General features: G+C 43.1%; 14 protein-coding genes and 2 tRNA genes. 8 read left to right on the top strand and 8 right to left on the bottom strand.

Going from position 1 to position 18,969, the window contains the following annotated elements:
- Positions 1 to 7: 7 nt before the first annotated feature.
- A complete protein-coding gene (locus D1136_RS00425) occupies positions 8 to 4,393 on the bottom strand; it encodes a hypothetical protein (protein ID WP_161875646.1) in 4,386 nt (1,461 codons plus the stop codon).
- Between the two features lie 128 nt (positions 4,394 to 4,521).
- Between D1136_RS00425 and D1136_RS00420 the strand changes: the two genes are divergently transcribed.
- On the top strand, positions 4,522 to 6,711 hold the full coding sequence (locus tag D1136_RS00420) for a bifunctional (p)ppGpp synthetase/guanosine-3',5'-bis(diphosphate) 3'-pyrophosphohydrolase (protein ID WP_161875645.1): 2,190 nt from the start codon (positions 4,522 to 4,524) through the stop codon (positions 6,709 to 6,711).
- Positions 6,712 to 6,726: 15 nt separating this feature from the next.
- On the opposite strand, the gene D1136_RS00415 is transcribed toward D1136_RS00420, so the two are convergent.
- Positions 6,727 to 7,173 carry an SPOR domain-containing protein gene (locus D1136_RS00415; protein ID WP_161875644.1) on the bottom strand — a complete coding sequence of 149 codons (447 nt, stop codon included), beginning with the start codon at positions 7,171 to 7,173 and terminating at the stop codon, positions 6,727 to 6,729.
- Positions 7,174 to 7,329: 156 nt separating this feature from the next.
- Here D1136_RS00415 and D1136_RS00410 point away from each other — a divergent pair, with 156 nt between their 5' ends.
- Together D1136_RS00410 and D1136_RS00405 are read left to right on the top strand one after the other, a co-directional pair.
- The gene (locus D1136_RS00410) at positions 7,330 to 9,858 is read left to right on the top strand and encodes a prolyl oligopeptidase family serine peptidase (protein ID WP_161875643.1); all 2,529 of its coding nucleotides are present in this window, start codon (positions 7,330 to 7,332) and stop codon (positions 9,856 to 9,858) included.
- A 101-nt stretch (positions 9,859 to 9,959) separates the two neighbouring features.
- A complete protein-coding gene (locus D1136_RS00405; protein ID WP_161875642.1) occupies positions 9,960 to 11,993 on the top strand; it encodes a transketolase in 2,034 nt (677 codons plus the stop codon).
- A 216-nt stretch (positions 11,994 to 12,209) separates the two neighbouring features.
- On the opposite strand, the gene D1136_RS00400 is transcribed toward D1136_RS00405, so the two are convergent.
- Together D1136_RS00400 and D1136_RS00395 are read right to left on the bottom strand one after the other, a co-directional pair.
- Positions 12,210 to 12,743, bottom strand: a complete 534-nt coding sequence (locus tag D1136_RS00400) for a GNAT family N-acetyltransferase (protein ID WP_161875641.1) — start codon at positions 12,741 to 12,743, stop codon at positions 12,210 to 12,212.
- A gap of 2 nt (positions 12,744 to 12,745) precedes the next feature.
- Positions 12,746 to 13,675, bottom strand: a complete 930-nt coding sequence (locus D1136_RS00395; RefSeq protein ID WP_237566942.1) for a DMT family transporter — start codon at positions 13,673 to 13,675, stop codon at positions 12,746 to 12,748.
- A gap of 180 nt (positions 13,676 to 13,855) precedes the next feature.
- Between D1136_RS00395 and D1136_RS00390 the strand changes: the two genes are divergently transcribed.
- A tRNA-Met gene (locus tag D1136_RS00390) sits at positions 13,856 to 13,927 on the top strand.
- Between the two features lie 120 nt (positions 13,928 to 14,047).
- A tRNA-Met gene (locus D1136_RS00385) sits at positions 14,048 to 14,122 on the top strand.
- Positions 14,123 to 14,268: 146 nt separating this feature from the next.
- Here D1136_RS00385 and D1136_RS00380 read toward each other — a convergent pair.
- From D1136_RS00380 to D1136_RS00365, 4 genes are all read right to left on the bottom strand, one after another.
- Complete coding sequence (locus D1136_RS00380; protein WP_013611172.1) at positions 14,269 to 14,421, bottom strand: DUF4295 domain-containing protein; 153 nt, start codon at positions 14,419 to 14,421, stop codon at positions 14,269 to 14,271.
- 7 nt (positions 14,422 to 14,428) lie between these two features.
- A complete protein-coding gene (rpmG, locus tag D1136_RS00375; RefSeq protein ID WP_013611173.1) occupies positions 14,429 to 14,617 on the bottom strand; it encodes a 50S ribosomal protein L33 in 189 nt (62 codons plus the stop codon).
- 11 nt (positions 14,618 to 14,628) lie between these two features.
- Entirely contained in the window at positions 14,629 to 14,871 is a 243-nt protein-coding gene (gene rpmB / locus D1136_RS00370) for a 50S ribosomal protein L28 (protein ID WP_161875639.1), read from the bottom strand.
- A gap of 95 nt (positions 14,872 to 14,966) precedes the next feature.
- Positions 14,967 to 15,539 carry an adenylate kinase gene (locus D1136_RS00365; protein ID WP_161875638.1) on the bottom strand — a complete coding sequence of 191 codons (573 nt, stop codon included), beginning with the start codon at positions 15,537 to 15,539 and terminating at the stop codon, positions 14,967 to 14,969.
- Between the two features lie 311 nt (positions 15,540 to 15,850).
- Here D1136_RS00365 and D1136_RS00360 point away from each other — a divergent pair, with 311 nt between their 5' ends.
- The 3 genes from D1136_RS00360 to D1136_RS00350 all read left to right on the top strand — a co-directional run bounded on the left by D1136_RS00360 (position 15,851) and on the right by D1136_RS00350 (position 18,931).
- Entirely contained in the window at positions 15,851 to 16,984 is a 1,134-nt protein-coding gene (locus tag D1136_RS00360) for an OmpA family protein (RefSeq protein WP_161875637.1), read from the top strand.
- Positions 16,985 to 17,152: 168 nt separating this feature from the next.
- A complete protein-coding gene (locus D1136_RS00355) occupies positions 17,153 to 17,848 on the top strand; it encodes a 4Fe-4S dicluster domain-containing protein (protein ID WP_161875636.1) in 696 nt (231 codons plus the stop codon).
- Between the two features lie 15 nt (positions 17,849 to 17,863).
- The gene (locus tag D1136_RS00350; RefSeq protein WP_161875635.1) at positions 17,864 to 18,931 is read left to right on the top strand and encodes a heterodisulfide reductase-related iron-sulfur binding cluster; all 1,068 of its coding nucleotides are present in this window, start codon (positions 17,864 to 17,866) and stop codon (positions 18,929 to 18,931) included.
- Positions 18,932 to 18,969: the final 38 nt, after the last annotated feature.

The raw sequence follows: 18,969 nt of genomic DNA, 5'->3' as shown, positions 1-18,969 counted from the left end.
CGGTCATTTATTTTATTCTCTTCAAAAAACGCTCCTTTTTAGATTCCGGACATAAAGTAATGGTATACAAAATCTCTTTCTCTTTATTCCACACCACCTTCTTATCCGCTTTTTCCAGCTTTACGACAGTATTATATTCCTCATTCGAAGAAAGCGTATACAGACTCTGGTCTGAATACTCAAAATAATACCACATCTGATCGTCAAAAATATACATAAAAAATTGATCTTCCGAACGACTTCGCAATATTTCCAGTTTTATATTCATCACCCTTTCCACCGGTCTGCCCTTTACTGCCACAATCCTGACCTGTCCGTTAGAAACATAAGAGCGGGTCTGCGCATTCCAGGTGAATTCCAATGAATCCAACATAAACATTTGGCTCAAAGAATCAGGTACGTGATAAGCCACCTTGCCATATTGTTTTTCAATTGCCGGCATGGCAGTCTTGCCATAAACTTCATATATCTTCTCCTGCAAACCACCATCCAGTTGAATCGTTTTTAACTTCTTATCCGCAAAATCTTTCAGCAACACGACTTCCATTTTCCCCAATATTGAAAAATCAAGCAAACAGAGAACATCCTCCATTTTCAGTTTTTCAGTCTGCAAATGATAACTGATATCTCCGGCCATTCTTTGAACAACTCCCGGCATATTCAAATTTAAATCAAGCGGACCATAAGCAGAAACAACACCGGTTTCCGTATCGTAACGAAAACGATAGTGCCGGTCAGCCAGCGTATCCGAAATAATATATTGTTTTAGCGGAGCCGACCATTCCAGCTTCCCGCTTCCCCCAATTAAAAGATCGTCCTTATAAAACAAACGGTTACTCATAAAAGCGGCATAAGGTTTAAAAGCTTTGTCTGTATTCAAAAACATACCGTTATAAATTCGTTGGTACTTGTCATTCCGGCTTTCCGTCTGTACAGGTATCCGTATACTGCGTTCATCCAGGAAATCATTCACTGCCAGCCAGGTATGTTTCAAATAGGCCTTATCTGCCGTCAAATCCACAGCTCCTGCAAAAAATAAATGAGGTTTCCTGGAAAACAAGGTCACTTTTCCTTTAAAAACCAACCCGTCATTCAACAACAAAGGCTTTTCTTCTGTCAACACAGCACCCGCCATAATCAGCCGGGAAGTATCAACTCCCAATTCCGTAAAACGAACCGGGCTCTTTTTGTTTTCCTCACTGACATACAAAAAATTACCGGCACCCTCAAAATGGTATTTTCCTTTCAATTTCAGGTCAACTTCTGTCAGCACTTTTAAAGAATCCTGGCGTTCACACAGCAACCTCCCGGCCGTAAAATCACGAATATGTCCCGTTGCATCAATAAATACGTCGCCCTTCCCCGGATAAAAGCGTCCGTTTGCCACATCAATATGATTTACCCAATGACAGGCAATATCCCCGTTTTTCAAATCATAACGGGCCTGAGGTGCAACGAAAGTCAGCGAATCAGTCAGGCGGTCCGTAGAGACAAATACATTCCTCCCCTGATTGGGCAACTGTTCCGGAACTTCCATCTTCCACAATTTTTCCAACAAAACCGGGTCTTCCAACCCGATATTCAGATAAGCTTCTTTCATATACCAGATAAAACTCTCAAAAGAGCAACGGTAACGACAAGAGGTGAACTCCACATGGTTGGATGCCGTATTGTTCACAAACTCGCCTTTATTGGCAACCAAATCAATATCCGCCTTGACATTCGAAGTATTCAACTGGATGTTTTTATTCAGGATAGAAGCAATATTCAAAGCCGTTTTTTCCGAATGGATGTCGTCCGCGCATAAACGGAATAAATCCGAACTTAAGGAAGCACCCTCCAGTTCTAACTTTCCGGAAGCATTCATATTGTCGTCATAAACAAATAAAGTACCGGTATGTTTAACCCTCCCGCCATACACATCGAAAGGAGTTGCTGTCGATGTTACTTTCAGATTTCCTTCAGCCGGCAAATAAGCAATCTGTACCTCCTTCCCATAAGCTTCAGGCCGTACCCCCGGAATGGAGTCTATCTTCACCTCAGGCGTTTGCGCCATCATCAGCTGGGGCAACATCAGTATACTATCCGACTGAAAACCGGCCTTATTCAATTCCACCCTGCCGTCTGCCACAAATCCCCGTCGGTCCAATCTCACACGCTCGGTAATAGTCCCTTGACCATACAACTCTATTCCGGTCTCCGGAGTCCGGTAAGACAGTCCCAAAGCGTGGTCAGGCATCAGACGTAAAGTATCTTCTATCGGAGAGACAATATGGGAAATAAGGGTCCCGTCAAAAGCATAACGGAACTTCCCGGCATCATTAATCCCCTTTATGGTATAAGGTTTGATCACATAATAAAAACTGTCCCGTTTATATTTTCCCTCCTGAATTGCCGGATCATCAAAATAAACGTATGACTCTTTGGTAGAATTCAGTACGGGAAATCCTTCTTCTTCTTTCTTACCGGATTTGTTATCAGGCTTGTCAATCACAATCTCTCCCGTAATGTCCCGGATCAGCGATTTTATCTTCTCTCCCCGCAAATGTTTATTTTTCCCGGCCAGATACATACTGGTCGAATCCACCTTAGCCAAATCAATCGTATATCGGTCATACGAAAAAAATAAGTTCTTCCCAAACATATCAAACATCCCGGCCTTTAACTTCCCATTGAACTCCATATCCCGGTTTTTAAGCATAACCACCTGCAAATCAGAAGGCTCTACAGATATATTCCGCGATTCGCTAATAACAAACTTCTCTACCCCCAAAATTCTTAAATTAAAATTCCTCACATCCAGACGGGCATTGGTCCTGGACTTTTCGGGCAAAGAAAAGAAACGGATGTTGTCATAATCCTGTTTTCCAACCCTGGCCTTTGTATAGTCAAACAACCGGGGCTTTAGAGTGACTTCATCCCTGTTTTCATTATAGTCGACAAAATCGTTATAAGACAACAAAATAACTTGCTTCCGTAACTGATCAGCAGGTTTTTTCAGGTATTCGGCATACTCAGCAATCGTAAAGGTTTCCGTTCCACGCTCCATGGAACATTTCAACAGACCGTTCAAAGGATTAACCTCATCCAACCCCTGTAAATTATCATAAAGATTATCACTAAAATAATTTAAAGACTCTATAGTCGCCTTAAACAAACCGGAACGGTTGCTCATTCTCATCTCCATATAGGTACTGTCCAAAGGCCATATAATTTCTTCCATATCAAACAGAATACAATGGTAGGTATCCTTAAAAGGCAGATGTAAACTTTGTTCGCTGATGCGTTTTACCGTCACTGTGTTACGAGGTAGTGCATAGGCAAAATTAATATCCGTATGTGTAATTTCACCGGAATCCAGTTGAATCACCATTTCAGCTTGCCCCGACCTCACCAGCAAAGAATCAAAAGCAAACTGTTTCGCCAGCAACGACATACTAATCGTATCGTTGGGCGCAATTTTCAAAGTAGCCGGGTGTTCCTCCGTACCAACCCCCGAAAACTTATCACCGGCATACGACACCCCACCGCAATATGAAATGGCAGGGTATAAATCCGGAATATAAATGTTAAAATCATAAGAAACAAACTCAGGGAAAGGCACCCCTTTTCCCCGTTCATATTTCAATGCATTGTCTCTCAACTTTCCCGATAAAGGACGGGAATACCTGGAAGGATAATTAAAAAACACCGAATCGGCCGTATAACCGGAAGAAGATAAAACAATCCGGAAAGAAGACAATTCAGCATAACGCTCATCTCCCTCCCGGTTCCAATCCACCTTCCCTCCCACAGCATCCAAGTTGTCGGTTCCCAGCATCCAACTGCCGGAAGTCCCCTTGATAAATATCGAATCCTTCCGGGTACGGCATACCAAATCCCCTTGCTGAAACTCCACCCTTAAAGGCTTGCCCTCCCGCCATATCATCGGACCATACACCAACCACTGATGACTGGACCCCCGGAATAAAAACTGCCCGGCCGCTACCGGAGCAGTCATTTCCAGAAAATCTCTCACCGCCTGCCGTTTTCTCTCTGAAACATTCAACACCTCATCCATCGCTGCCATCCATACCTGGAAATTAGCCTTCTCATTACGCCGGAAAAATCCGTTCACACACTCTATAAAGTTTCTCAATTCAGGACTTACTGCTACCCGCAACCCCTGCAACTCCTGAAAAGTGTTGTCTATCTGCTTTTTTTCCTCCTCTGAAAAAAAAGCAGAAGTCATCGCTTCCACATGCCCATCCACCAAAATTTTTCGGTCTGCAGGACGCAACATCTTAAAAAGCTCCTCCATTTTTTCACTTCGTATTTTCGCCTCCTGAGCCCAAAGCATCGCCGGAAAACAGACCATCAACAACCCTTCCAGAATTATACTTTTCAGATTCATTATCTTAAAGAATAAAATAACACACATTTTTCAACAAAAATTCACACAAAAATAGAATTTCCTCCCCAATAATCTTAAAAAGAATTCGCTATTTTTATGGCATAAATGATAGGCACAAAACTTACACTATGAAAGCACTGGAAAAATCGCAATACCGTCCCCTCATACTCAGCAAATACACATCTGTCCTGAAATCCTGCCGTAATCTTATCTCTTCAGAAGATATACGCCAAATCCGCCAGGCTTTCAAAATCGCCATCCAAAACGAAACCATTTCAGAACAACTCGATTATGGGGAAATCCTGAAAATTCTGGATATTACCCTGATTATTACTCAGGAAATCGGCTTAGGACGTACATCCATCATATGTGCCATGTTGCACAAAACCGTAGAGAAAGAAATGCTCTCACTCCAACAAGTGAGAGAAATGTTCGGGGATAAAGTATGGCAAATCATCAAAGGCCTGAAAGACATCAGCCATATTTATGCCACCCAGCGAATTGTCAATTCAGAAAACTTCCGCAAATTATTATTGAGTTTTGCAGAAGACATCCGGGTTCAGTTAATCTTCCTGGCCGAAAAATTACACGCCCTGCGACAAGCAGACGCTCTTTCCGCCGATGAACAAAAACAACTGGCCATGGAAACCAGCTACATCTACATTCCCTTTGCCCACCGGCTGGGGCTGTATAACATTAAATCCGAAATGGAAGATACCGCCCTGCGCTATTCCAATCCTCACATATACAAAGAAATAGAACAAAAATTAAAAGACTCTAAAAATGCCCGGGAAGCTTATATCGCCGAGTTTATCGCTCCCATCACTACAGAACTCGACCGGCGCGGTATAAAATACAAAATGAAATACCGCACCAAAACCATCGCTTCCATCCTGAATAAAATGCGGAAAAGCCAGGTAGAATTTGAAGAAATCTACGACATCTTTGCCGTTCGCTTTATCATCGACAGTACCGGAGAAAATGAAAAACCCGATTGTTGGAGGGTATACTCTATCGTCACTGATAAATATACCCCAAACCCCCAACGGTTACGCGACTGGATTTCGGTACCCAAATCCAATGGCTATGAATCCCTGCAAACCACCGTTCTGGGACCGCGCAACCGTTGGGTCGAAGTACAAATCCGTACGGAAAGAATGGATGAAATTGCCGAAAAAGGGTTCGCCGCCCACTGGAAATACAAAGGAGGCACTTCAGATTCTGTCATTGAAAACTGGCTGAACGAACTGCGGGAGATTCTGGAAAGCAACAAAGACAACGCCATCGATTTGCTGGACGATATGAAAATCAACCTGCAGGATAAGGAAGTACATGTATTTACTCCCAAAGGAGACCTTATCACCCTGCAAGCAGGAGCTACTCTCCTCGACTTTGCCTATGCCATTCATACCAATATCGGAGGTAAATGTGTCGGAGGTATAGTCAACGACCGCAACGAAACCTTAAAATATGTCCTGAAAAACGGCGATCAGATTTCCATTATCACCGCAGCCAATCAACAGCCGAAAGCAGACTGGCTCAACTTTACGGTCACCTCCAAAGCCCGGAATAAAATCCGCCAGTTTCTGAATGAAGAAATCAACCACCAGGCAGACATCGGCAAAGAAATGCTGATGCGGCGATTCAAAAACTGGAAAATCGAATTTACAGATGAAATCATACGCAAACTGATGCACCACTACAAATACAAGTTTGCGTTGGATTTATATCATGGTGTAGCCATCGGAAAACATGAACCGTCAGAGATCAAGGAAATATTAATCCAACCGGAAGAAAAACCCTCATCAATCACAATCCCTAAAGATATAAAAGTAGAACGTCCCAGAAAAATAGATGAGGATGTCCTGTTGATTGATAAAAACGTAGATAACGTAGACTACAAATTTGCCCGATGCTGTAATCCGGTCTACGGAGACGACATTATCGGATTTGTATCCATAGGAGAAGGTATCAAAGTGCACCGCCGGCAATGTAAAAATGCACAGGAACTGATGAGGCGCTATCCCTATCGCATCGTAAAAACACAATGGACCAACGACGGAGCAACTTCCTATCAGACTATACTGAACCTGACAGGAAAAGGAGAAGGCAACATTATCAACAAAATAACCGAACTGATAGCCAAGGACCCTCACGCTACTTTACGGGCCATCTCCATCAACTCCTCTGAAGGACTTTTTGACGGTAACATTACGGTACTTATCGACAATACCGAGCATCTGGACCAATTAATTTCCCGCCTGAAACACTTGTCAGGAATCCTGAAAGTCAACCGGCACGACTCCATGCTTGAATAACAGTACCCCGTAAACTTAATAATTTGTCTCCAACAGCCAGGCATCGTAGTATTGCGGATATTCACTCCGGATATGGCATACTTCCTGCCAGGCTGACTCATAAGAGTCGTCACAAAGTATGCTCACCCGGAACATCCCGGCCGCATTCCGGTAAATGGAAGCTTCCTGAAAACCTTCCTGCATAAGCTGGTTTCTCAGACGAACCGCATTCTGAGGATAAGCAAAACTGCCGACAATAACACAATAATGCAAAGGCTGGCATCCCTGAGTAAGCGTAACAGTTTCCTGTTTTACCATTTTGACAGGCCATGCAGTTCCCTGCAAAGAATCCCGTACCTCCTCTTTCACTCCTGTATTTACCGGACGGGAAGTAAAATCAAATTTCTGCTCTACCAGTCTTTCGCGGGATTTACAACAAACCAAGATCAAAATTATCCCCCATAAACAAAGTGTTGTTTTCATAGACTTAAAATTATCGTTCAGAAAATGTACGCACATTTCCTTTATAAGTTACGCGGGTTTAACATGTTATTAACTTTCTTTTCTATTAAAAAAAAATACCTTCGCCTTAAATTATTAGTCTTCTGCAAAACCCAAAAAGAATTATAATCCTTAGGTATGAAAAAAAAATTATTGGCCTGTTTTATGGCCATTGCGTTGGGGACACAAGCCCAGGAAGTAAAAGAATGGTTAAGCCTGACTCCTATTCCCATAGAAAAACCAGCTCTCAGTAACTTCAAGAATGTCAAAGGGCAACTCTTTACGGATGCCATGCTTACCGATTATTCCGGCATTAATATTAAGAACCTGACTCCCGATGCCGGAAAAACGGAAAATCACTTTCATCACCTAACCTGGACCGTCACCCCGGCAGAACGAGATACTTTAACAACAATTGCCGGGGAAACGCCTACGCTAAACTATTATGCGGTCTACTTCAGCAATCCGGAATGGATCAGCGGCAAAATAGAAGTCAAACTTTTCGGAAATGCAGAAATCTATATCGACGGTATCAAAAAAGCAAGCGTCAATGACAACATCCCCGCTAACAAAACCATTGCCGGGGAATGGCTTCCGGGAAAACATCTCATCCTGATAAAAGCCCTCACCGAAGGAGGGAAAATTGCTTATGTACGACTGACAACCGACCAGGATTTTACCTCTGTCCCCGTTGAATTTACGACTTCTCCCAAACGAGGCAAAAACATTTATGACATCCTCAACGGAAAACAAGTCGGACAATTAAACGTTTCTCCCAGCGGCCAATATGCTTTGATAGGCATACACAACACGATTGACGGAAAAACGACGTTCAATACGTATGTATATCGCATTTCCGATAAAGAAATCGTTTATACATTTTACGGCAACAACGCTTACTATATTCAGTGGATTCCGGGTAAAGACCAGCTTTCTTTTATGCAAAACGAAGGAAGTGGACGGTCTCTGTTCAGTTATGATATTGAAAAACAAAAACAAACCTGTCTGATTCAGGAAGACACCAAAATCCAATATCACACCTGGTCACCCGACCGCAGTTACCTTATCTATTACGATAATGAAGATTACAGCACTCCCGACTGGCAACTGCGCAAACTCGCCGGCATACAGGACCGTCAAAGCTATTTCCGCAACCGAAGCTATCTCTGCAAATACGACTTTGCAACAGGATTACATTCCCGCCTGACCTGGGGTAACCTGAGTACTTCTCTGATGGATATCAGTCACGACGGCAAAAAATTACTTTTCGCAACTTCCCAACCTGCCTATACGGAATACCCCTACAGTAAACAAAATATTTATTTGATGGATATAACCACCCAAAAAGTGGATACCCTCTGGAAAAACCGCTCATTCAGCATTCACTGCAGTTTCTCCCCCGACGACCAAAAACTACTTATCAGCGGAGGCCCTTCGGCTTTCGGTAAAATGGGAGAAAACACAGGCAAACAACCAATTGCCAACCAATACGACAACCAACTGTACATTTACGACCTGGCAAAGCATGAGGTTGAACCCATAACCCGCAGCTTTAACCCTTCCATAGAAGATGCGGTCTGGCACACAGACGGAAACATATATGCCAAAGTCTCCGAAGCCGATTTTGTCTATTTATACCGCTATGCCAACGGCAAATTCAGTCGGATAACGTGTCTCGGCGACCTCATTCTGCAAACCAGTATTTCTTCCGGAGCAAACAAAATGATGTATACAGCCTCCACCACCAATTATCCGCCGAAAATCTATACTTTAAACCTGTCCTCCGACCAAACTACTCTCTGGGATAATCCCCAGGAAAAACAATATGAAAATATCGTCCTGGGTGAAATGAAAGACTGGGATTACCAATACAACAAAAATACCCTCATAGACGGCCGTTATTATCTGCCTGCAAATTTTGACCCTAAGAAAAAATATCCCCTGATTGTGTATTACTATGGCGGAACAACTCCTGTAGCTCGGAGTTTCGGCGGACGCTGGCCTTTTAATTTGTACACCTCCAACGGTTATGTGGTGTATGTCCCGCAACCTTCCGGATGCATCGGTTACGGACAGGAATTTTCTGCCCGCCACCAAAACAATTGGGGCAAAATCACTGCCGATGAAATTATTGCTTCAACCAAAGCATTTGTAAAAGCCCACCCTTTCATTGACCCTCAGAAAATAGGCTGTATGGGAGCTTCTTACGGCGGATTTACCACCGAATACCTGACAACCCGAACCAATCTGTTTGCTTGTGCCATATCACATGCCGGCATTTCTTCGATTGCCGGTTATTGGGGAGAAGGTTACTGGGGCTATGGCTACAGTACCAACGCTTCTGCCTATGCATTCCCCTGGAACAGGCGGGATATTTACGTAGACCAGAGTCCGCTTTTTCAAGCTGACAAGGTAAAAGTACCCCTACTGCTTATCCACGGCACCAAAGATGTCAATGTACCCACAGGACAAAGCATACAATTATATACTGCCCTGAAATTATTAGGCAAAGACGCAGAATTGGTATTAGTCAAAAATGCAGACCACACAGTCGTAGATTACCAGCAGCGCATCATCTGGAACAATACGATCCTGGCCTACTTTGCCAAATACCTGAAAGAACAACCGGCCTGGTGGGAACACCTTTATAAAGATATGAATCTCTGAACCGGATGAAAAGCATTGAAACCCGTCTGAAAATAATATGAACAGATATAATTACTTTTTTATACTTTTGTGAAACTAAAAAATAAACTCCAATACAAATCATGAATAACATTTCTAACAAAGCGGCGGATAACATCCGGATTCTGGCAGCAGCCATGGTGGAAAAAGCAAAATCCGGACATCCCGGAGGAGCCATGGGAGGTGCCGATTACATCAACATCTTATATTCCGAGTTCTTAAACTTCGACCCGGACGATCCAACCTGGGTCAACCGGGACCGTTTCTTTCTGGACCCCGGACATATGTCTCCGATGCTTTATTCAGTTCTATGCCTCACCGGCAGATACACCCTTGAAGACCTCAAAAACTTTCGTCAGTGGGGAAGTATCACCCCGGGACATCCCGAAAGAGATGTAAAACGCGGAATAGAAAATACATCCGGTCCACTGGGACAAGGTCATACAATGGCAGTAGGAGCTGCTATTGCCGAACGTTTCCTGGTAGCTCGTTTCGGAGAATGGATGGCGCACAAAACTTATGCCTTTATTTCAGACGGAGGTATACAAGAAGAGATTTCACAGGGTGCCGGACGGATTGCCGGAACTTTGGGCTTATCCAACCTCATTATGTTTTACGATGCCAACAACATCCAGCTTTCCACCAAAGTTGAAGAAGTAACTCATGAAGATACGGCTAAAAAATATGAAGCCTGGGGCTGGAACGTAATCACCATCAACGGAAACGACATCGAGGAAATCCGTAACGCCCTCCAAACCGCCCGGCAGGAAACCCAACGCCCCACCCTGATTATCGGTCATACCCTGATGGGAAAAGGAGCCTTGGGACCGAACTCAGAAGATTATTCCAACAAAGTGTCCACTCACGGCCAACCCTTGAGCGCCGCAGGAGCTTCCATTGAAAGAACCATAGAAAACTTAGGAGGCAACCCGGAGGAACCTTTTACCATTTTCCCGGAAGTTAAAAAATTATATGCCGAGGCAATGGAAAGAAAACGGACTTATGTTCAGCAAAAGAAAGCGGAACAGGCTGCCTGGGAAAAAGCAAATCCCGAATTAGCTGCCCGGTTCCATGAGTACATGTCAGGCAAGGCCCCTGAAATCGACTATCAGGCCATTGCCCACAAAGCCAACATCGCCACCCGTGCCGCCTCTGCCAATGTATTGGTTGAATTGGCCAAACAGGTAGACAATATGATTGTCAGCTCCGCCGACTTATCCAATTCAGACAAAACAGACGGCTTCATCAAAGGAGGTGCGCGCAACCTGGTGAAAGGTGATTTTAGCGGAAAATTCCTGCAGGCAGGAGTAGCCGAACTAACTATGGCCACGATATGCAACGGTATTGCTCTCCACGGAGGCATTCATGTCGCCTGCGGAACTTTTTTCGTCTTCTCCGATTACATGAAACCAGCCTTCCGGCTGTCCGCATTAATGGAGTTGCCCGTGAAATATATTTGGAGTCACGACGCTTTCCGGGTAGGAGAAGACGGCCCTACCCACCAACCCATCGAACACGAAGCACAACTCCGTTTGATGGAAAAAATGCAAAACCACTCCGGAAAAATGAGCCTGTTAGCCCTTCGTCCGGCAGATGCCGCCGAAACCTCAGTTGCCTGGAAAATGGCCATGGCTAACACCTCTACTCCTACTGCCCTGATATTATCACGCCAAAATATCAACGACCTGCCTGCCCGGAACAATCGCTACGAAATTGCCGCAAAGGCAGAAAAAGGAGCCTACATCGTTTCTAAAAATGGCGAAAATCCGGATGTTATCCTGATCGCTTCCGGCTCAGAAGTAGCAACCCTGGTAGAAGCTGCCGAACTGTTAACAGAAAGAAAAGGCATTCACTGCCAAATCGTTTCAGCCATCTCGGAAGGATTATTCCGACAACAGCCCTTGACTTATCAGAACGAGGTCATACCGGCAGATAAACCAAAATTCGGGTTGACAGCAGGATTATCCGTTACACTTGAAGGATTGGTCGGCAATAATGGAAAAATTCACGGAGTAAATCACTTCGGATATTCAGCACCGGCTAAAGTACTGGACGAAAAGTTCGGATTCACCGGAGAATTCGTATACCAGGAAATCTGCCATATGCTGGGAAAATAAATAATCATGTCCCTTCACAAAAAGGGTTGGCTTTTGACGGCCAACCCTTTTTCTATATTTCTCCCGTAAATCATAAAAGAGGATTCCATTTCCTGTAAAGTCTTTCCCCCATGGTCAGAAGTGACATAAAAATCTTCCCGTCAAATATTCCAGCCTCTTTTACAACCGGAATGATTTGTCAGAACCTGTCAACCCAGCAACAAAATCCTCCCGCAATCAATGCCGGTAATAAACCTTCTCCTTTATTATTTCTATCTGTTTTTGCAAAACAGCAGTACTTTCAGGACTCCCGTTACCCATAATCCAGAGCGGAAACGGCTTGCCCTCCCCCGTATATGAAGGTTGAAGATATTGCCTGTCCAATATCTGATAACCGTTACGCTGATAATAATGAATTCTGCGAATAGCCATCTCCGTCTCGGCAGGTTCTACTTCCAGAATACACATTTCTTTTAAATATTCCCTCACCCAATCCAGAATATGCTGCCCGATCTTCTTATTCCTCATTTCTGCAAACACAGCCAAATGCTCAATATAATAGAAAGTACCAAAATTCCAATATACCAACAAACCTGCCAGCCTACCCTCATATTCGACAGCATTGAAAAACATAGAATTCTCCTCCTTTAGCAATACTTTCAACTGCTCAATATCACGTCTTTCCTCTTCAGGGAATGCCTCCCTGTATAAATCAACCAAACGCTTGAATTCGTCATTCTCTGCATCTGTTATCCTTCTTAAAACAAGCATAATCACTCCATTTTACTATTAAAAAAAGACCTCCGGATTCTCAAAGGAATCTGCTTCAATTTCAATCCCTCCCTACTATTAGTTAATATAACAAGAGAAACTGCCAGTAAAATAACCAATATTCCCGCAACCTGGCATCCCCCCAACTGCTCACCTAAAAAAAATACCCCCATAACAACAGCCGTCAGAGGTTCCATACACCCCAGAATGGCCGTCGTAGTAGACCCGATATGTTGCACCGATAAAATTAAGGTAAAATCAGAAACCAAGGTCGGTATCAAAGCCAGTAAAACCAAATATATACCTGTACTCCAATCCGGTATACGGTCCAGCATTTCTCCTTTTACCCACAAGTGTACCCCAAAAACAACAGCACCAACCGACAATACATAAAAGGTCAATGTTAATCCCTCCATTCCCCGGACACAAGATTTATTTACGCCAACAATATAAATAGCATAAGTAATCACCGTCATCAATACCAATAAGAACCCTTTAAGATTCATTTCTCCCGAAGGGGCTCCCCGGCTCAACAGAAATACCCCTGAGATAGCCATAAAAACAGCAATCAGCAAAGGAAAAGACACCTTATCCTTAAAGAAAAGAATCATTATCGCAGCCACCACGACCGGATAAAGGAAATGAATGGTTGTCGCAACCCCGCTGGGTATATACAAATAAGAAGTCGTCAATAATAATGCGGTCACAGCATAAAAAAGCCCCAAGCCCAAAAGAGTGAACAATTCCTGGAAATGCACCTTTAAATGATATCGCCGAATCAATAACCAGACTCCCAACATCAACGCGGAAATTCCAAATCTGTAAAACATCACCGAATCTATACCTATCCCCTTCCGCATCACCGGCAAAACAAACAAAGGAATCAATCCGAATGTAGAAGAAGAAATTATCCCATAAATGAATCCTTTCATTTGACACTTATTTGTTTCCATACTTATCAAAAATCAATCTGATATACATGCAAATATATGCAAAAAACTTCGACATCCTGCTATTTTTATAAAATGGGCAAGAATATATACCTTAAAAATTTGATTTATCCAAAATATATCATACCTTTGCACTCGCAATACGGAAGTATTGACTAAGATTGCGGGGTGGAGCAGTGGTAGCTCGTTGGGCTCATAACCCAAAGGTCGTTCGTTCGAATCGGGCCCCCGCTACTAAAAAGGTCAGTGAAAAACTGACCTTTTTTTATTGAGACAAAATAATCATTATCTCATTGGAAATCGTAAAAAAAAATATTATCTTTGCACATGCAATACGGAAGTATTGACTAAGATTGCGGGGTGGAGCAGTGGTAGCTCGTTGGGCTCATAACCCAAAGGTCGTTCGTTCGAATCGGGCCCCCGCTACCAAAAAGGTCAGTGAAAACTGACCTTTTTATTTTTGGCAAGTTTTGATTGTCACCCCCGAAACCCACATCCAAGATTCCCCACATGCCACACTTGCAAACATAAAAAAAGCGCCTTATAAAGGCGCTTTTCCTTATACAAAGAAATATTTATTTCTTCAATACTTCTTTTACCTGGTCAGTGGTAACCATTTGTTCCTTGAACATATAGGCACCAGTCTTCGGAGATTTTACCATTTTGATTACTTTTGCATAACCACGACCATCTCCGGTTTTCAAAGTTGCAACGGTTTTCTTTGCCATAGTTCAATTATTTTATCTCACGGTGTAACGTAACTCTTTTCAAATACGGATTGTACTTTTTCAGTTCCAATCTTTCGGGAGTATTCTTTCTGTTCTTGGTAGTAATGTACCGGGACATTCCTGGTACTCCTGATTCTTTCTGTTCAGTACATTCCAGAATCACCTGCACTCTGTTTCCTTTACTTTTCTTTGCCATCGTCAGTGATTTTAAATAGTTTTAATTAAACCAGCAGCAGTAGCATCTTTCAAACATGCACTCAAACCTCTCTTGTTAATCAGACGAAGACCATCGGCTGAAACATTCAGGCGAATCCATCTGTCTTCTTCAGGCCAATAAAAATTTCTTTTGAACAGGTTGATAGAGAACGTTCTCTTCACTCTTCTTTTTGAGTGAGATACGTGATTACCACCCATCGCTCTTTTTCCAGTTATTTGACAAACTCTTGACATCTCTCAGTATTTTTTATAAACGCTTTCCAAACAGAGTGCAAAGAAAATACTTTTTTTTTACATAAGCAAATCCATTCCAAAAAAAATATCAGAATTTACTTCACTCCTTCAATAGCTTTCGTTATGGAACCAAACACCTCCTCCACAGGACAATTACCTTCCACATCCACATGTACCCCTTTATTCTTGTAATAATTAGCTACATGAACAGTCTTATCATTATATTCACGGAAACGTTTCTGAATCACCTCCTCATTATCATCAGCACGCCCTTCGATTTTGGCCCGTTCCAACATTCGGCGCTTCAATTCTTCAAAAGGCACATGGATACAAATCAAAGCCCTCAGAGGTGTCCCCTCTGCTTCAAGCATCCGGTCCAGGATTTCTGCCTGTGCCACTGTACGGGGAAAACCATCAAATAAAAAACCGTCTACTCCCTTACAAGCAGCCATACTGCTTTCTATTAATTTCACCACAAATTCATCAGACAGCAACTCTCCCCGATTGATAATATCCTGAGCCATTTTTCCCAACTCCGTACCTTCGGCTATTTCTTTACGAATCATATCTCCGGTGGACAGATGGGCCAGGTTATATTTTTCAACAATTTTCTTTGCCTGAGTTCCCTTCCCTGCCCCTGGAGGGCCAAATAACGCGATATTCAACATACACTCCTGATTTTAAATTACGCACTCATTCTCCCCCTCTCCTCTATCCTTTCCCATGGTTTGCAAAGATAGGCTTTTCATCATGATTAAAAACAAGACAATATGAAAAATTAAAAGTTAAAAATTATAAAATACCATCATTTATCCCTCCCATTTTGAAACGTGGCTTACCCCTCTTACGTTATTTCCCTAAATTTTAACCGGACAATCGGACAAAAGGTCATAAACCAGAAACATCAGGTCGGATAACCGCGTATAAATGAACATCCAACAAACTGAGAATAAATAAATGATTTAATTATGAAAATGTTATGAAAAAAGGATTCATGTTAATTATTTTAGCTGCTGGTCTATGTGGAATAGCAAAGGCACAGGGGCAAGTGGAGGAAATCATCATAGAACAGCGCCTCCCGGGTTATAAGACTTCATTTGAAGCAAATCCGTTCTGGCATAACTGGTTTGTATCGGCTAATTTCGGTGCGAATGCTTTTATGGCAGAACATTCTTCCCAGGCTAAATTCAGAAACACCATCACTTTTATGCCGGAATTGGCTATCGGTAAAATGTTTAATCCCTGGTGGGGATTAAGACTCCAGGGAGGAGGAGGTTCTCTGCACGGTTTTACCCCCCATGCACAAAACATGATCCACATGCATTACATGCACCTGAACATTGATTTTATGATGGGATTAATCAATTTCTTTGCCAAATATAAACCCGACCGGGTATTCGACCTGGTACCTTTCTTCGGTATCGGAGGAATGACCCGCAGATACCAGCAATCTTTCACCATTCACGGAGGTATACAAGCCAAATTCAGACTCTCTGAACGTTTTGATGCCAACATCGAATTTCAGGGAATGATTTTCAACGATAAAATGGTTAAAGTCGGCGGATTCCCGAATGACGGACTGGGCGGATTAACCGGAGGTTTCACCTACCGCTTTAAAGGCAGAGGTTTCCGTGTAGCTCCGAAACAGGCTGTTATTGATGAACTCGCTGCTGCCAACCTGGTACTGGCCAACAAGGTCAACCAATTGGAAAACCGGCCGCCAGAGGTCAAGATTGTAGAAAAAGAGGTGATACAGCCGGTAAAAACCAAAGATGTTGACGTATACGAAGTTATGCCTGCAACGATACCTTTCAGATTCAACAGCGCAGTTGTACAGGATACCTATGGACCGCTCATCTACAACATTGGAACGTTCCTCAAAAACAATCCTGACGTAAAAGTCCGCATCATCGGTTATGCCGACAAATTTGGTCCTATCAACGTTAACCTGAAAATATCTCAGGCAAGAGCCGAAGCTGTTGCCCACATTCTTCAAAAAGAATACGGAATCAGTGCAGACCGGATGAAAATCGAATATGTAGGAAAAGAAAGACCTTATTATAAAAACAACAACCAATGGAACCGTTGCGCCATTGTTGAAGTCATACAATAATCCAATACCCGATTGAAAACAGGGGTTTCGTCCGGAAAGAACGAAACCCCTGTTTCTTTTTATGCCTGCAGAGTAGGTATAAACACCACCATCCAATTGGGTATTTACATACATGCTCCACTCCTCCGTTCACTTTACTTTTGTAAGTAATTTAGTATAAAAATAACTATGTCCCATCTAACGGAGCAACTGAAAAAAGACATTCATTACAAAGAAAGCCTGAATAGCTGTATGAACTGCGGAGTTTGCACAGCAATATGCCCCTCAGCTGAATTTTACAATTACGACCCGAGGATCATCGCGGATACGGTTCAACGGGAAGATGAATATGCATTGGAAACCTTATTAAAATCCGACACCATCTGGTATTGTGGCGAATGCATGTCCTGTAAAACCCGTTGTCCCCGCTGCAATACGCCGGGAGGTATTATCATGGCCTTGCGTAAACTGTCCCAGGAAAAAGGCTTGTTTACCTCATCTGAAAAAGGACGCCAGCAATATGCACTAAAAAAAGTATTGGGCAACAACATCCTGAACTACGGTTATTGTGTCACTCCCGATGTCGTAAAACCGGAAATGCACCCGGAACAAGGCCCCGTTTGGGAGTGGATTTATACCCACAGGGACGAAGTATATGAAAAAACCCATTCAAATTACAGAAAAACAGGGGCAGGAACACTCCGTCAGGTAGATAATGATTCTTTAGATGAACTCAGAGCAATTTTCGAGGTGACGGGCGGTAAGGAATTTTTAGACAAAATAGAAGCCTATTCCGTGAAAAAGGCAGAAGAAATGGGTATAGACATGGAAAACTATTTTTTGCATACCTACACCGACAACAACGGAAAACACAGTGAAAAATAAAAAGCTAAGGCAACCATGAACCTGGAAGGAAAACAACAAATCTGGAAAGACTATCAAAAAGAGATAGCAGACGATAAATATTACTACGCCCGAAGTTGCATCCGGCAAACTTTTTTTCCCGGCTCCGAGTGGGCTTATCTCGATATATTGGGCAATAAATTGGGAAAAACCGTTTTGGATGATCCCCGCCATACCACTTGCACAGGAATCGGTTATCATTCAGACGTGGTTCCGATTGAAACCATTATGACAGTGGTAGCCCGCCATTTTGCACTGATGACGGAAGCCGGGTTCGAAAACATGACCCCCTCCTGCATCACTTCTTTCGGCATTTATACTGAAATCCTGCATACCTGGGAAACCCATCCGGAAACAGAAGAAAAGACCAGGGAGTTTTTATGGAAAGCCACGAAAAGGGAATTTCAAAAACCCAAGAACCTGGCACACACCTCCGATATCATCTACAAATTCAGGAACGAGATTGCTGCACAAAAAAAATACAGCCTCAGAGATGTCCATAGTGGCCGGCCTTTACAAATCGTCGATCACATCGGTTGTCATTATGCCAAGATGTTTCCCGACAAAGGCATCGGAGGTGCGGAATTTCCGGCTGTTTTATCCGGAATGGTGACAGCCTGGGGAGGTCAATCGGTCGACTATCCGGAAAGAAGACATTGCTGTGGTTTCGGATTCCGCAACTACCTGATTATGGCCAACCGGGGCTTCTCCGTTGCAAACTCCAAAAAGAAATTCGAATCCATGCAACCCTATGAACCGGACTTTATCATCACCAATTGTCCGGGATGTGCCATGTTCCTGGATAAATGGCAATATACCATCAGTGAAATGGAAGGTACAACTTATGGAAAAAACGGATACGGCATTCCGGTACTAACCTACGAAGAAGCAGCTGCCCTCGTATTAGGATACGACCCGTGGGAAATCGGCCTCCAGATGCATCAGGTCAGCGTAGAGCCTTTGCTGGAAAAAATGGGTATCGATTACGATCCGGAAGCCAAATACAAAAATATAAAAGGGGAAGATATGGGACAGCCCGCCTGCCCTACTTACCTGAAAGTATAAACCACCCTCAGGCAGTAATATAAACTTAAGCTGAATCG

Origin of the sequence: Odoribacter sp. Z80 (assembly GCF_009935865.1) — a bacterium.
In the GTDB taxonomy this organism is placed as follows: domain Bacteria; phylum Bacteroidota; class Bacteroidia; order Bacteroidales; family Marinifilaceae; genus Odoribacter.
The sequence above is the reverse complement of the archived record's forward strand: the minus strand, read 5'-3'. Positions and strand labels throughout refer to the sequence as shown.

Coding starts and splice junctions, on each gene's coding strand:
- D1136_RS00425 (WP_161875646.1), bottom strand. CDS start 4,393: ATGAATCTGAAAAGTATAATTCTGGAAGGGTTGTTGATGGTCTGTTTT.
- D1136_RS00420 (WP_161875645.1), top strand. CDS start 4,522: ATGAAAGCACTGGAAAAATCGCAATACCGTCCCCTCATACTCAGCAAA.
- D1136_RS00415 (WP_161875644.1), bottom strand. CDS start 7,173: ATGAAAACAACACTTTGTTTATGGGGGATAATTTTGATCTTGGTTTGT.
- D1136_RS00410 (WP_161875643.1), top strand. CDS start 7,330: ATGAAAAAAAAATTATTGGCCTGTTTTATGGCCATTGCGTTGGGGACA.
- D1136_RS00405 (WP_161875642.1), top strand. CDS start 9,960: ATGAATAACATTTCTAACAAAGCGGCGGATAACATCCGGATTCTGGCA.
- D1136_RS00400 (WP_161875641.1), bottom strand. CDS start 12,743: ATGCTTGTTTTAAGAAGGATAACAGATGCAGAGAATGACGAATTCAAG.
- D1136_RS00395 (WP_237566942.1), bottom strand. CDS start 13,675: ATGAAAGGATTCATTTATGGGATAATTTCTTCTTCTACATTCGGATTG.
- D1136_RS00380 (WP_013611172.1), bottom strand. CDS start 14,421: ATGGCAAAGAAAACCGTTGCAACTTTGAAAACCGGAGATGGTCGTGGT.
- rpmG (WP_013611173.1), bottom strand. CDS start 14,617: ATGGCAAAGAAAAGTAAAGGAAACAGAGTGCAGGTGATTCTGGAATGT.
- rpmB (WP_161875639.1), bottom strand. CDS start 14,871: ATGTCAAGAGTTTGTCAAATAACTGGAAAAAGAGCGATGGGTGGTAAT.
- D1136_RS00365 (WP_161875638.1), bottom strand. CDS start 15,539: ATGTTGAATATCGCGTTATTTGGCCCTCCAGGGGCAGGGAAGGGAACT.
- D1136_RS00360 (WP_161875637.1), top strand. CDS start 15,851: ATGAAAAAAGGATTCATGTTAATTATTTTAGCTGCTGGTCTATGTGGA.
- D1136_RS00355 (WP_161875636.1), top strand. CDS start 17,153: ATGTCCCATCTAACGGAGCAACTGAAAAAAGACATTCATTACAAAGAA.
- D1136_RS00350 (WP_161875635.1), top strand. CDS start 17,864: ATGAACCTGGAAGGAAAACAACAAATCTGGAAAGACTATCAAAAAGAG.